The following is a 12,904-nucleotide window of genomic DNA, read 5'->3' on the forward strand; positions in this document are numbered from 1 at the left end:
AGACAGCCTATGGTGTAATCGACAACAACACCAATCGCTCCGCGTCTTAGCCACACTTGCTGTGGCCACAGCTACTGCAGGTCATGCAGCCCTCGACCATGTTCAATGTGAATTCACCGCAGGACGGGCAGGCTTTGCCGCGTGGGGCTTCACCGACCACCATGACCTCTGCATGCGGGTCCGATTTCAGGCCTTTGCCTTCGCCTTCGATAAAACCAATCGCGACCATGTGCTTTTCGATCACGCCACCAATCGCGGCCAGAATGGATGGGATGTATTTACCCTCCATCCATGCGCCACCGCGCGGATCAAATACGGCTTTCAGTTCTTCAACCACAAAGCTCACGTCACCACCACGGCGGAACACGGCAGAGACCATACGAGTCAGGGCCAGTGTCCAAGCGTAATGCTCCATGTTTTTGGAGTTAATGAAGACCTCGAAAGGACGGCGATGTCCGTTGATGACCACGTCGTTCACGGTCAGGTAGATCGCATGCTCGGAATCTGGCCATTTAAGCTTGTAGGTCGCACCTTCCAAGGATTGCGGGCGATCCAGCGGCTCGGACATGTAGATGACTTCACCGGTATCAGCGACGGCATCTGCTGGCTTTTCGCCCGGTGCGTCTTCGGAGCTTTCGGACACGGTCAGAACAGAGCCAGTGATGTCGTTTGGACGATAAGTTGTGCAGCCTTTGCAGCCGGTATCCCATGCTTCCATGTACACATCTTTGAAGGCATCAAAGCTGATGTCTTCTGGGCAGTTGATGGTCTTGGAGATCGAGCTGTCGATCCATTTCTGCGCCGCGGCCTGCATGCGGACGTGATCCAGTGGGGCAAGTGTTTGCGCGTTCACAAAGTAATCTGGCAGCTCTTTGTCGCCAAATTTCTCACGCCAGAGTTTCACCGCGTAATCAACAACTTCCTCTTCGGTACGGGAACCATCTTTTTGCAGAACCTTGCGGGTGTAAGCATAAGCGAACACCGGCTCGATGCCGGAAGAGACGTTACCAGCGTACAAGGAAATCGTGCCGGTTGGCGCGATGGACGTCAGTAGCGCGTTGCGGATGCCGTGCTCGCGGATTTCAGCTTTCAGGTCTTCATCCAGATACTGAACCATGCCGCCGTCAACGTATTTGTCCGCGTCAAAGAGTGGGAAAGCCCCCTTCTCTTTCGCAAGATCAACCGATGCTTTGTAGGAGGCATGCGCAATGGCTTTCATCCAAGCTTCGGTCTGTGCTGCGGCTTTTTCGGTTCCGTATTTCAGGCCGAGCATCAGCAGAGCATCTGCCAGACCGGTCACACCAAGGCCAATCCGGCGCTTGGCTTGCGCTTCCTGTGCTTGTGCATCCAGCGGAAAGTTAGATGCATCGACAACGTTGTCCATCATGCGAACAGCGGTTTTCACGAGATCGGTCAGCGCTTCTTCGTTCAGCTCAGCGGCTTTTTCAAACGGCGCTGTCACCAAACGCGCAAGGTTGATCGAACCCAGCAGACATGCGCCATAAGGCGGCAGAGGTTGCTCGCCACATGGGTTGGTCGCTGCGATCTGTTCAACGTAGTTCAAGTTGTTGGACTTGTTGATACGGTCGATAAAGATCACGCCTGGCTCAGCCTGATCATAGGTGTTCTGCATGATCTTATTCCACAGATCACGGGCATTAACGGTCTGGAAGACCTTGCCATCAAAGACCAATTCCCAAGACCCGTCTGCTTTCACCGCTTCCATGAAGTCGTCGGTCACAAGCACGGACATGTTGAACATGCGCAGGCGCGCTGGGTCGGACTTGGCGGTGATGAAGTGCTCGATATCTGGGTGATCACAGCGCATGGTCGCCATCATCGCACCACGGCGAGAGCCTGCAGACATGATGGTCCGGCACATTGCGTCCCAGACATCCATGAATGACAAAGGACCAGACGCATCTGCTGCAACGCCTTTCACATCCGCGCCACGTGGGCGGATGGTGGAGAAATCATAGCCAATGCCGCCGCCCTGCTGCATGGTCAGCGCCGCTTCTTTCAGCATGTCGAAAATGCCAGACATGCTGTCAGGGATGGTGCCCATGACGAAACAGTTAAACAAAGTCACTTTGCGCGCTGTGCCTGCACCGGCTGTAATGCGGCCTGCAGGGAGGTATTTGAAATCCTCCAGAGCGGCGTAGAACTTGTCTTCCCACTCTTCCGGTTTCTTTTCGACCTTCGCGAGATCGCGCGCGATGCGGCGCCAGCTGTCTTCAACGGTTTGATCAATCGGCGTGCCGTCCGCTTCTTTGAAACGGTATTTCATATCCCAGATGGATTCGGCGATTGGGGCAGCAAAGCGACTCATCATTTCCCTCAGTGTTTGGCGTATTTTTTAAGTTTGGCAGGACCCACGGGGCTTGAAAGCCCGCGTCAGGCCTCTATTCTTATCCAACGCGCCAAAAGACACAAGAGAAATACCACTAATTGTGGTCAAAAAATATGAATCCACTACATCTAGTAAAGCTGAGCGTTGGCACCGAGACGGTTGAAGGCCTGGAAGAATGGCAAAAAATCAAGCGTTCTGAGGCACCTGACGGCTCTTCGCGTCATGTCACACGCATGTGGCCGCGCCGCGAGAAAGAGATTCTCGAAGGTGGCTCGATGTATTGGGTCATTAAGGGATCCATCCAAGCGCGGCAACGCATAGTTGGCTTTGATGAGGTGATTGGCAGCGATGGGATCCGGCGCTGCGCCATTGTCTTGGGGCCAGAGCTGATCCGAACCCAGACCGCTTTGCGTCGCCCTTTTCAGGGTTGGCGTTACCTCAAGGCCGAAGATGCGCCGCCTGATTTGCCGAAAGGGCGCAAAAGCGAAGAGCCGCTGCCAACCGAATTGGCAACGGCCCTTGCTGAGATTGGTGTGATCTAAAGCTTTCCCGCCAAGTAAAGATCCAGATCCTCTAGGCGATCCCTGCCCCAGAATCCCTCTTTGCCATCGACCACATAAAACGGCGCGCCAAATACGCCGGCTTCGACAGCTTCATCCAAATTGCGCGCATAGGTTTCAGCACCCATCAAAAGACCGCTGTCTGCGAGGCCTGCATCAAACCCGGCATTGGTCAGACAGGTTTTAATGACCTCATCCTGTGAGATATCTTTGTCTTCGACCCAACAGGCTCTGAGGATGCTCTGGACCAAGACCGCCATATCCCCGCCCCCGGCATTTTGCGCCGCGATAATGGCATAAGACGATGGTGCCATATTGGTCGGCCAATGCGCTGGCTTTAGCTTAAAGTCCATGCCCAGCTTTTTGGCGCTGCGCACAAGATCTTGCGCTCGGTATTGTTGACGGTTGGGATGGCGATCCTTCGGGGCCGTCCCACCTGTGCGAGAAAGCACGCCCATCATATCGATGGGTTTGTAGGTGATCTGCGCATCATGTTTGGCAGCAATCTCCTCAAGGCCACCGCCGGCTAAATAGGTGTAGGGGGAAATCGTAGCAAAATAATAGTCGATATGGGGCATTTGGTCCCTCCGGATGATAGCATTGCTTTGCCATTAGCTTAACGCGTGCTACAGCGTGCGCAACGTCACGAATCTGTCATCTTGCGAACGGGGATACGCGCAAATGCCAACCACCATGGAACCTAAATTAATCACAGGCAACGCCAACCCACAGTTGGCGAAATCCATCGCGCGACGGATGAACATCCATCGCAACCTTGGCCTGGTCGATGCGCGTGTTGAACGCTTCAACGACGGCGAGATCTTTGTTGAAGTCTTCGAAAACGTGCGCGGCGAGGATATGTTTATCATCCAGCCGACCTCAAATCCGGCGAACGACAACCTGATGGAACTTCTGATTATGGCCGACGCATTGCGTCGGTCTTCTGCTAAGCGCATCACCGCAGTGATCCCTTACTTCGGCTATGCCCGTCAGGATCGCCGCGCCAAGGCCCGCACACCGATCTCTGCCAAGCTGGTCGCAAACATGTTGGTAGAAGCTGGTGTTGAGCGGGTTTTGACCATGGACCTGCACGCAGCGCAGATTCAGGGCTTCTTCGACATTCCGGTCGACAACCTTTATGCGTCACCAGTCTTTGCTTTGGACATCAAAGAACAGTTCAAAGGCAATATGGATGATCTGATGGTTGTTTCCCCTGACGTGGGCGGCGTGGCCCGTGCGCGTGAACTTGCGAAACGCATCAACGCACCATTGTCGATCGTGGACAAACGCCGCGAGAAACCGGGCGAAGTCGCAGAGATGACCGTGATCGGTGACGTCACCGGCAAGAAATGTCTGATTGTGGACGACATGTGCGACACAGCTGGCACGCTTTGCAAAGCGGCAGAAGTGTTGCTGGAGCACGGCGCAACCGAAGTGCACGCCTATATCTCACACGGTGTTATGTCTGGCCCTGCTGTAGATCGCGTGACCAATTCTGTGATGAAATCTTTGGTCATCACCGACACCATCAAGCCTACTGAGGCGGTCAGCAACTGCCCGAACATCCGCGTTCTACCAACCGCACCAGTCTTTGCACATGCGATCATGAACATCTGGAACGGTGCTTCTGTCTCGTCCCTGTTTGAAACAGAGACTTTGGAAGGCGCATACGAAGGCCTTCTGAAGTAAGCTTGACTAATGTAGCCATGCAACGAGCAGGCGTCCCATCGGGCGCCTGTTTTTTTTGCGACAAACAGCAATCTCGATCAGGTTTTTGAATAGCGGGCCTTTTAAGACTGACAGGCAGGTTCCCCTCCCCGCGTGTCATTTAGAAAGGAATTCCCGTGTCCAAAACCAAAGTGCTTGGCGCCGCCAGCCTCCTCTCCTTGTTTGCCAGCCTCGTCGCTGCCTCAGAAACGTATAAGACCGACGCCGGCCACACAGAGGTCTTCTTTGGCTGGAGCCACGCAGGCGTGTCCATGCAACACGGAGAATTCACCCGCGTCGAAGGCCTTTTGAACATCGATACCGCAGCACCAGAGGGTGCTTCCCTTGATGTGACAATCGACGTGTCCAGCATTGCAACGGGTGTGCCAGCGCTTGATAGCGAACTGCTTAAAAGCCATTGGCTGAATGCCGAAGAACACCCTGAGATCACCTTCAAAAGCACTGGGGTGACGTTAACCAGCGAGACAACAGCAGACATCGCAGGCGAGCTCACCATTAACGGGCGCACCAATCCCATCGTATTGAAAGCCGAGCTGATCCATCAAGGCAAACACCCAGTTGGGGCCTTCCTGTCTGCGTTTAAGGGCGAATGGCTGGCCTTTAATGCAGAAACCACAATCCGACACCGGGCCTTTGGTGTGGGCGATTATTCCACCGGAGATATTTTCATTGAAATCAACTCGCAACTGCAGCGACAATAAGATCGGATCACTTAACGGCAATTGAATGCACCGCGCGGCACAAAGACATCGGATCAACCGGGTCATCAATTTTATCTCTGAGCATCACGAGCAAGACCTCTGCCTTGATGAGCTTGCCGATGTCGCATGTCTGTCGCGTTTTCATTTCACCCGCAGCTTTGCGCAACACTGTAAAGAAACGCCCATGGCATTTCTGGCGCGCGCACGGTTGGAACGCGCGGCTTCCAAGCTGATCTTCTCACCGCAACAAGCCATCACCCATATTGGAATGGACGCTGGTTTTGCGAGTTCCGAAGCCTTTTCTCATGCCTTCCGTCGCCGCTATGGGCTTGGTCCACGCCAGTTCCGAAAGGCCAACCTTTGGGGCGTGCGCGACTTACCGGCGAACCAGATCCATGCCTATTGTATGCTCGATCCGGTCCAGATTTATGGCCCAGTTGTAGAACCTTGGCCTGTTTCTTTGCGCCGCATACCTGAAACGCGACTGGCCTATGTGCGCCACCAAGGGCCTTATTTTAATGCAAAAAATCCTGCCGTGGCCAATATTACCCTCGAAACCGCTTTTAACGTACTCATGGCTTGGGCACAGGAAAAGCAACTTTGGCGTCGCAATTCGGAAATCTATGGGCTCTGCCCGAATAACCCCAGCCTCACCCCGCCCGCACTATGTCACTACGACGTTTGCCTACCAGTGGATCAAGACATCGACGAGGATGAAGTGGTCAGTATCCGCCACATGCCTGAAATGACTGTCGCGACGCTTGAAGTCACCGGCTCGTCCAATGACATCATGCAGGCGTGGCAATGGTTGATCGACACGTGGATTCCCAATCAAAACCTGCGGATGCATAATCATGCGGCTTTTGAAATTTGTCATGCTGACAACTATCGCCTGCGCAGCCCTTCAGAGGGCTTAACACTCTGCATGCCTGTCATAGCCGCTCGTGCTTCATCCTGCGCTGCTTAGACAATCATTCTTGAGACCCAGCCTGCCCGCGTAAAATTAACCTTTTCATGTGTGCCTAAGTTGCTAGGCTAAGCCTAGGCAATGTCGGAGCCTATTTTGCTAGAATGTCTTAGCGTTGAGCAGATGCAGTTTTTTGCATCACTGCTAGGCGATATCGTATCTGTGGTTGGACCAAACGAAAAACTGGTCGTGATCGATGCAGAAAAAGGTCGTGTTCTTTGGGAACGGCTTGGGGATACCTATTGTATGGTGAAGCCCGAGGATGCGTAGAGCCCCATGAAACTGTCAGAACTCATAACCTGCTGCCTGCGCACGGACCCTAATATTGCCGAAGGCGACTATACTGTGCTGTTTTCAGACAGCAAATCAGGCGCCTTGAATGCAGGTGTCTTATTGTTCACCGCAAGCAATCTGCCAAAGGCAACCATTGACGCGATGGAGTATCGTCTGGTCAGCATTCTGATGCTGCTGGTGAACCTAGAAGACCTCAAGGCTGAAAGTGGATCTGAAAAGGATTTCCAACTGCATTTCACATCAATGGATCGCGCCTCCAGTAAGCAAGATGCGGACACATTGGCCAGCGCTCTGAACGATCGAGGCATCGCAGCTGAACTCGCGCACGAGCTGGTAAACGGCAGACCTAATTTCATTTAGATCAGCACTTTAGATACACTTGAAGTGGGCCAATTGGCATTACGATCACGTTGCCCGGCGGGCAGTTAAATCTCCGCCAGGCAAATCGATATGGGTGGCTAATCTACTCGGCCAAAACCTCAACTTTAACATTGCTAAACGCAACTCCGTTGTCAGGTTTATCCGGCATGCCTGTCGATCCAAAGGTTCGACTGTTTACATGAAACGACAACATACCGAAATTGTTCACATCGCTGCCTTCGTCAGTGTGTGCAAAGGTGGTCATTTGACCTGCTGCATTGTTGAGCGTGCCAGTGATGGTCAAACCAGCAGCAGATTTCTGAAAGGTCACTTCCCCTCGATAGGTCATGTCAGGGGCAAACGTGAAGCTTTCCCCTCCTTCGGCAAGCAGTTCATAGCCTTGGTAGGTGCTCATCAATCGCCCAACTTCTTTAATCCGAATGTGCTTGCGAATATCTACATTGTTCAATGTCGGATCAGCGCGGTTCACATCAAAGGTCACCATATATCCAGGTAAAGCGTTATAGATCTTGTTTGGCGCTGAAGATGACGCACTCAAATCCTGTTCAAGATCTGCACGTTCCAGACGGTCATGGAAGCCAACCCGAAAGGCATCTTGGCGATCTGTCCCGACAGTCTCTGGTGTAGTGAACGTAAAAGTTGTCTTGATCGCCTGACCCTCTGCGAGAGTTTGAGGCTCAAACGTTGTGCGAATGCCACGGCCAGATGTACCTGAAACGATACCTAGCTTTCCCGGTTCGATTTCGATCGCCGTCTTTGCACTAGTGGTCCACCAGACACCGCCCAATTCGTCAGCACCACCATTCCGATCGCCGTCAGCGAAACTATCGTCGATGATCGTACCCGCTTGGGCAGGATTTGGCGGAGTCACCTCGGTTAGTAAAGCAAGCTTTTTTGCCTTTTCAGCTGCAACCAACCTATCAACCCATGCACCCGACGGCGGTTTGTTATGCGAATAGTCGAGTTCGTAAAACGTAACCCTATCGAAGTCAGTGTCAGGCTCAGGGCTGGTGTTGTTGCCCGAATAGGCCCCGGCCTTAAAGAACATGAATTCATCATCCGTGCTAAAGCCACTTTCGCGCATATCAAACGGTTCAATCGACACCTGAGACCCATCATCGCGTGTAATCGTCAGGTGCAACATTGGGATCGTTAAATCCCCTTCACGCTTCCCTTTGACTTCGATCTCATAGGTAAAGATTTCATCGAGTGCGATCCCGTCATCAGGATTATCTGCGCGATCCGCACGCGAGCCAATCACCGTCACCCATGTCTCTTTGCCGATTTCAGGGTCGTGCGCGAAATACAGCGAACCATACTTATTATGCGGGAGCTTGCGATAATACAGACGGATCGGCTCATCGTTCTTGGCGTGGATTTGACCAATCACAACGCGTCCAACCTGATAGGCCTTACCCTGACGGGTCACTTGGTTCACTGACAAGGTTGCGCGCAGTTTTCCGTCGATCCCGGCAGCGGCGGCTTTGGCCGACAAAGGTGCTGAAGAAAACACCCAATTATTTTTATTCGCCCCACGCGTACCAATCTTTTCGTCACCCCGACGTAACATGCCGCGCAGCTCGCTACGTGTGTAGCTGGTATTTTCGGATGTCTTTGCACCCGCCGGGGTCACGCGAAACACCATGCCTCCGGTGACAGGATCCGTATAGAAATAACGTGGATCGACCCAACCAGCGGAGAGCTCGTTTTCATAGACGCTGTCTGATCGACCGTCACCATCGTCATCTGCGGGTGTGGTCATATACCATCCCAACAAATCAAAATTCTCACCAGGTGATTTGGTTGGGTCCAACCCGTAAAGGCCAGTCCCTCGTTTTGCGGTTAAAATCGGCTGATCAGGTGCAGCAACCGCAAAACCGCATCCAGATGCCACCACCTCAGTCAGGCTGTTCCAGTCGTTGCTGGTGTTGCCATTGCCAACGATGCGCACAAACTGGGCTTGGATGGGATCAAATACATAGCCCTCCAAACCGAGAACCCCACCGCCTGATTGACGTTCAGCAATGACCGTTTTCCAGCTCACGCCGTCTTCAGAGGCCTCTACCCAGAAATTTGTCTGCCGTTGGTCGCCCTTGTACCAAGCAATGGAAAGGCCCTTCAGAGTCTGTATAGCCCCTAAATCCAAATCGAGAATTTTAGGCGCACCCTGACTTTCGTTAGACCAACGCGATGTTGGCTCCATATCGCCATCAATGGCGTTATGCGGGCCGTAAACGTCGTCAAACAACCCATCATCAGTCGCGGAAATAATGGTTAATGGCCCATGCGCATCACATGAAGTGTTAGCAGATGCCTGCGAAACAAGCGCTACCGTGGCAAGAGTACATACCGACGTTAATAAGAATTTCCTCACAGAAACCTCCCAATAGCTGTGAACCAAATATGCTTAACTGCAGACTAGTATACTAGTCTAACGGAAAATTCTAGTAAATTGCCCAAGAAAGGCGTCGTGGCCTTTGGCAATGCGTAAGCATCTGAAATTATGTTAAAAAACACGTAACGCATGACACCCCGGCGTTGGGCTGACGTACGAAATGTAAAGATAGCGAAATCGAGATTCTCTTCGGAGCTCATATGCGATTAGCATATGAAGATCTCAGACGGACGGCTCCCGCATCCCAAAGAACTTATTTCAATTGAATTGGGGGGGACCAGACCAGGGCCTGATTAAGGCACGTCCCAACTGTCTTCGTCATCGATCTCACCAAAGGCAATCCAGCTTAGGCGTACACGCGCGATCTTGCTGTCCTGCCAAGTGCGAAAGACCAAATCAAATCCATCTTCGGTTACTTTCTCCGCAGAAATATCAGCTCGAATATTGCTGCCATTTGATACATCCCACAAAGACAGCGACACCTGCACCACGGGCAGGTTCAGAAAGCTCTCTGAAAAATTGATATGTTTGCGCCGTTCACGCGGACCTTTGCCGATCCACATATCTCCGCCGTTTTCAAAATCGGAAAACAATTGGTGTTCCCCTTGGTCTATCCCAAGAGTGCGTCCGCGCATCATTCTCATCGTTCATCCCCTAAACGTGCAGAGACAATACAACTTTTCCAAAAAGGCTTTCAAACGAAAACAGGCCCCGCGGTAACGCGAGGCCTGCTTTAAACTTAAATTTGACGTTTATCAGACGTTCAGAGCTGCGCGCAGCGCTTCCATGTCTGCTAAAGTCTTTGCAGTCGCGTCTTTGTTTTCCGCCGCTGCGTTGTCTGCCGCTTCTTTTGCAGTCGCGATCAGAGCATCCATGTCGTCTGCAGTGATATCTGCAGTCGCGATGGCTTTCTCTGCCAAAACAGATGTGCCCGCCGCGCTGATTTCCGCAAAGCCGCCGGTCACAGCATAGCTGCTGGAGCCGTCTGGACCTTCGACAGTCAGAACACCTGGGCGCAAAGTGGTGATGGTTGGGGCATGATCAGGCATTGCTGTCATGTCGCCATCCGCACCAGGGATTTGCACTGCAGAGGCTTGCATAGAGGCAAGCGCACGTTCTGGGCTAACCAGATCGAATTGCATTGTAGTAGCCATTGGGGCCTCCTTTCAGGAAGTCGGCACCCGAAGGTGCCAACCTATCCGTTCTTAGGCGGCTTCCGCTGCCATTTTCTCGGCTTTTGCGATCACTTCGTCGATGCCGCCAACCATGTAGAAGGCGCCTTCTGGCAAGTGGTCGTATTCGCCAGCCACAACAGCTTTGAAAGACGCAATTGTGTCTTCCAGAGCGACCTGAACACCGTCAGAGCCAGTGAAGACCTTCGCAACGTCAAACGGCTGAGACAAGAAACGCTGGATCTTACGCGCACGCGCAACAGTTAGCTTATCTTCTTCAGACAGTTCGTCCATGCCAAGGATCGCGATGATGTCTTGCAGGGATTTGTAACGCTGCAGGATACCTTGCACTTCGAAGGCCACGTTGTAGTGCTCTTCACCCACAACAGATGGGTCCATCAGGCGAGACGAAGAATCGAGCGGGTCAACCGCTGGGTAGATGCCCAGCTCAGAGATCGCACGGTTCAGAACGGTTGTCGCGTCCAAGTGAGCAAAGGTTGTCGCAGGTGCCGGGTCGGTCAAGTCATCCGCTGGAACGTATACGGCCTGAATGGACGTAATGGAGCCGTTCTTAGTGGATGTAATACGTTCCTGCATCGCGCCCATGTCGGTTGCCAGTGTTGGCTGGTAGCCAACCGCAGATGGGATACGACCCAACAGCGCGGAAACCTCGGAGCCCGCTTGGGTAAAGCGGAAGATGTTGTCAACGAAGAACAGAACGTCAGTACCGGATGCATCACGGAACTGTTCCGCCAGGGTCAGACCTGTCAGAGCAACACGTGCACGCGCACCTGGAGGTTCGTTCATCTGGCCGTAAACCAGCGCAACCTGAGACTCTTCGAGGTTGTCAGGCTTAATAACGTTAGATTCGATCATCTCGTGGTAAAGGTCGTTACCTTCACGTGTACGCTCGCCCACACCCGCGAATACGGAGTAACCAGAGTGTACTTTCGCGATGTTGTTGATCAATTCCATAATCAGAACTGTTTTACCAACACCCGCACCACCGAACAGACCAATTTTACCACCCTTCGCGTAAGGCGCGAGAAGGTCGATAACTTTGATGCCTGTTACCAGAACTTCGGATTCTGTGGACTGTTCGTTGAACTCAGGTGCGTCCTGGTGGATCGCGCGAGTTTCGTCAGCTTTCACAGGGCCTTTTTCGTCGATTGGCTCACCAACAACGTTCAGGATACGGCCCAATGTCGCGGTTCCAACTGGAACGGAGATTGGTGCGCCTGTGTCTACAACTGCGGCGCCACGAACCAGACCTTCGGTCGCGTCCATCGCGATGCAGCGAACAGTGTTTTCGCCAAGGTGCTGGGATACTTCCAGAACCAGTTTCTTACCGTTGTTGTCGGTGTCCAGCGCGTTCAGAATTTCCGGCAGGGAATCTTCGAACTGTACGTCGACAACGGCGCCAATCACCTGAGTGACTTTGCCTTTAGCATTTGCCATGTTTCGTCTCCGGTCTTAGAGCGCCTCAGCGCCCGAGATAATTTCAATAAGCTCGCTTGTAATCACAGCCTGACGCGAACGGTTGTATTCGATTGTCAGTTTGTCGATCATTTCGCCTGCGTTCCGGGTTGCGTTATCCATTGCGGACATCCGCGCACCTTGTTCAGACGCACCATTTTCAAGCAGAGCTGCAAAGATCTGTGTCGCGACACCGCGCGGCAGCAAGTCAGCCAGAATGGCTTCTTCACTTGGCTCATAGTCATACAGAGTTGTCGTAGCACCCTCTTCCTCAGCTTCGAATGTCGCTGGGATGATTTGTTGTGCTGTTGGGATCTGCGTAACCACGTTTACGAACTTCGAATAGAAGATCGTGGCAACGTCGAACTCACCACCGTCAAAGCGTGCCAGGATATCGCGCGCAATGTCTTGCGCGTTTGCATAGCCCACACGTTTCACTTCGGTCAGGTCAACATGGCCGATAAACGTATCGCCCAAATCGCGTTTGATAGAGTCGCGGCCTTTTTTGCCAACAGTCAAAATCTTAACGGTTTTGCCTGCAGCCTGCAGTTCCGAGGCTTTCGCACGCGCGATCTTAGCGATGTTAGAGTTGAAGCCACCGCACAGGCCACGTTCAGCTGTCATCACCACCAGAAGGTGGGTTTGATTGCTGCCGGTACCTGACAAAAGCTTCGGCGCAGAGTCAGACCCGCCGACGGAAGCCGCAAGCCCACCCAGAACGGCATTAAACCGTTCTGTGTAAGGACGCGACGCCTCGGCAGCATCCTGCGCGCGGCGAAGTTTCGCCGCGGCAACCATCTGCATGGCCTTTGTGATCTTCCGAGTGTTTTTCACACTCTGGATCCGGTTTTTGAGGTCCTTCAGACTAGGCATTGTCCGA

General features: G+C 52.9%; 13 protein-coding genes. 6 read left to right on the forward strand and 7 right to left on the reverse strand.

Annotation, left to right across the window (positions count from 1 at the left end; translation table 11 throughout):
• Positions 1–46: 46 nt before the first annotated feature.
• On the reverse strand, positions 47–2,329 hold the full coding sequence (locus tag JXQ85_RS09445; protein WP_421748649.1) for an adenosylcobalamin-dependent ribonucleoside-diphosphate reductase: 2,283 nt from the start codon (positions 2,327–2,329) through the stop codon (positions 47–49).
• 134 nt (positions 2,330–2,463) lie between these two features.
• Here JXQ85_RS09445 and JXQ85_RS09450 point away from each other — a divergent pair, with 134 nt between their 5' ends.
• Positions 2,464–2,892, forward strand: coding sequence for a DUF1489 family protein (locus JXQ85_RS09450; protein WP_421748650.1), 429 nt, complete (start codon positions 2,464–2,466; stop codon positions 2,890–2,892).
• Here the strand turns inward: JXQ85_RS09450 and JXQ85_RS09455 are convergent.
• Positions 2,889–3,488: a 2-hydroxychromene-2-carboxylate isomerase gene (locus JXQ85_RS09455; protein ID WP_421748651.1), complete on the reverse strand. Its 600-nt coding sequence runs from the start codon at positions 3,486–3,488 to the stop codon at positions 2,889–2,891. The genes JXQ85_RS09450 and JXQ85_RS09455 overlap by 4 nt on opposite strands.
• A gap of 103 nt (positions 3,489–3,591) precedes the next feature.
• Here JXQ85_RS09455 and JXQ85_RS09460 point away from each other — a divergent pair, with 103 nt between their 5' ends.
• The 5 genes from JXQ85_RS09460 (at position 3,592) to JXQ85_RS09480 (ending at position 6,960) form a co-directional block, all read left to right on the forward strand.
• Positions 3,592–4,599 (forward strand): ribose-phosphate pyrophosphokinase, encoded by a 1,008-nt coding sequence (locus JXQ85_RS09460; protein ID WP_421748652.1) that lies wholly within the window; start codon positions 3,592–3,594, stop codon positions 4,597–4,599.
• Positions 4,600–4,754: 155 nt separating this feature from the next.
• Positions 4,755–5,339 carry a YceI family protein gene (locus tag JXQ85_RS09465; RefSeq protein ID WP_421748653.1) on the forward strand — a complete coding sequence of 195 codons (585 nt, stop codon included), beginning with the start codon at positions 4,755–4,757 and terminating at the stop codon, positions 5,337–5,339.
• Between the two features lie 25 nt (positions 5,340–5,364).
• Positions 5,365–6,306 (forward strand): AraC family transcriptional regulator, encoded by a 942-nt coding sequence (locus tag JXQ85_RS09470; RefSeq protein ID WP_421748654.1) that lies wholly within the window; start codon positions 5,365–5,367, stop codon positions 6,304–6,306.
• A gap of 81 nt (positions 6,307–6,387) precedes the next feature.
• Positions 6,388–6,576 carry a hypothetical protein gene (locus JXQ85_RS09475; protein WP_421748655.1) on the forward strand — a complete coding sequence of 63 codons (189 nt, stop codon included), beginning with the start codon at positions 6,388–6,390 and terminating at the stop codon, positions 6,574–6,576.
• A gap of 6 nt (positions 6,577–6,582) precedes the next feature.
• Entirely contained in the window at positions 6,583–6,960 is a 378-nt protein-coding gene (locus JXQ85_RS09480) for a hypothetical protein (protein WP_421748656.1), read from the forward strand.
• 103 nt (positions 6,961–7,063) lie between these two features.
• On the opposite strand, the gene JXQ85_RS09485 is transcribed toward JXQ85_RS09480, so the two are convergent.
• The 5 genes from JXQ85_RS09485 to JXQ85_RS09505 form a co-directional block, all read right to left on the reverse strand.
• Positions 7,064–9,355: a polysaccharide lyase family 7 protein gene (locus JXQ85_RS09485; protein WP_421748657.1), complete on the reverse strand. Its 2,292-nt coding sequence runs from the start codon at positions 9,353–9,355 to the stop codon at positions 7,064–7,066.
• Between the two features lie 314 nt (positions 9,356–9,669).
• A complete protein-coding gene (locus tag JXQ85_RS09490; protein WP_421748658.1) occupies positions 9,670–10,020 on the reverse strand; it encodes an H-type lectin domain-containing protein in 351 nt (116 codons plus the stop codon).
• Between the two features lie 111 nt (positions 10,021–10,131).
• On the reverse strand, positions 10,132–10,530 hold the full coding sequence (locus JXQ85_RS09495) for a F0F1 ATP synthase subunit epsilon (RefSeq protein ID WP_421748659.1): 399 nt from the start codon (positions 10,528–10,530) through the stop codon (positions 10,132–10,134).
• A gap of 51 nt (positions 10,531–10,581) precedes the next feature.
• Positions 10,582–12,006, reverse strand: coding sequence for a F0F1 ATP synthase subunit beta (atpD, locus tag JXQ85_RS09500; RefSeq protein ID WP_421748660.1), 1,425 nt, complete (start codon positions 12,004–12,006; stop codon positions 10,582–10,584).
• Between the two features lie 15 nt (positions 12,007–12,021).
• Positions 12,022–12,897 (reverse strand): F0F1 ATP synthase subunit gamma, encoded by an 876-nt coding sequence (locus tag JXQ85_RS09505; protein ID WP_421748661.1) that lies wholly within the window; start codon positions 12,895–12,897, stop codon positions 12,022–12,024.
• Positions 12,898–12,904 lie beyond the last annotated feature (7 nt).

Origin of the sequence: Cognatishimia sp., assembly GCF_049116455.1 — a bacterium.
In the GTDB taxonomy this organism is placed as follows: domain Bacteria; phylum Pseudomonadota; class Alphaproteobacteria; order Rhodobacterales; family Rhodobacteraceae; genus Cognatishimia.

Excerpts from the sequence above, each read along its gene's own strand:
- JXQ85_RS09445 (WP_421748649.1), bottom strand. The coding sequence starts at position 2,329 with ATGAGTCGCTTTGCTGCCCCAATCGCCGAATCCATCTGGGATATGAAA.
- JXQ85_RS09450 (WP_421748650.1), top strand. The coding sequence starts at position 2,464 with ATGAATCCACTACATCTAGTAAAGCTGAGCGTTGGCACCGAGACGGTT.
- JXQ85_RS09455 (WP_421748651.1), bottom strand. The coding sequence starts at position 3,488 with ATGCCCCATATCGACTATTATTTTGCTACGATTTCCCCCTACACCTAT.
- JXQ85_RS09460 (WP_421748652.1), top strand. The coding sequence starts at position 3,592 with ATGCCAACCACCATGGAACCTAAATTAATCACAGGCAACGCCAACCCA.
- JXQ85_RS09470 (WP_421748654.1), top strand. The coding sequence starts at position 5,365 with ATGCACCGCGCGGCACAAAGACATCGGATCAACCGGGTCATCAATTTT.
- JXQ85_RS09475 (WP_421748655.1), top strand. The coding sequence starts at position 6,388 with ATGTCGGAGCCTATTTTGCTAGAATGTCTTAGCGTTGAGCAGATGCAG.
- JXQ85_RS09480 (WP_421748656.1), top strand. The coding sequence starts at position 6,583 with ATGAAACTGTCAGAACTCATAACCTGCTGCCTGCGCACGGACCCTAAT.
- JXQ85_RS09490 (WP_421748658.1), bottom strand. The coding sequence starts at position 10,020 with ATGAGAATGATGCGCGGACGCACTCTTGGGATAGACCAAGGGGAACAC.
- JXQ85_RS09495 (WP_421748659.1), bottom strand. The coding sequence starts at position 10,530 with ATGGCTACTACAATGCAATTCGATCTGGTTAGCCCAGAACGTGCGCTT.
- atpD (WP_421748660.1), bottom strand. The coding sequence starts at position 12,006 with ATGGCAAATGCTAAAGGCAAAGTCACTCAGGTGATTGGCGCCGTTGTC.
- JXQ85_RS09505 (WP_421748661.1), bottom strand. The coding sequence starts at position 12,897 with ATGCCTAGTCTGAAGGACCTCAAAAACCGGATCCAGAGTGTGAAAAAC.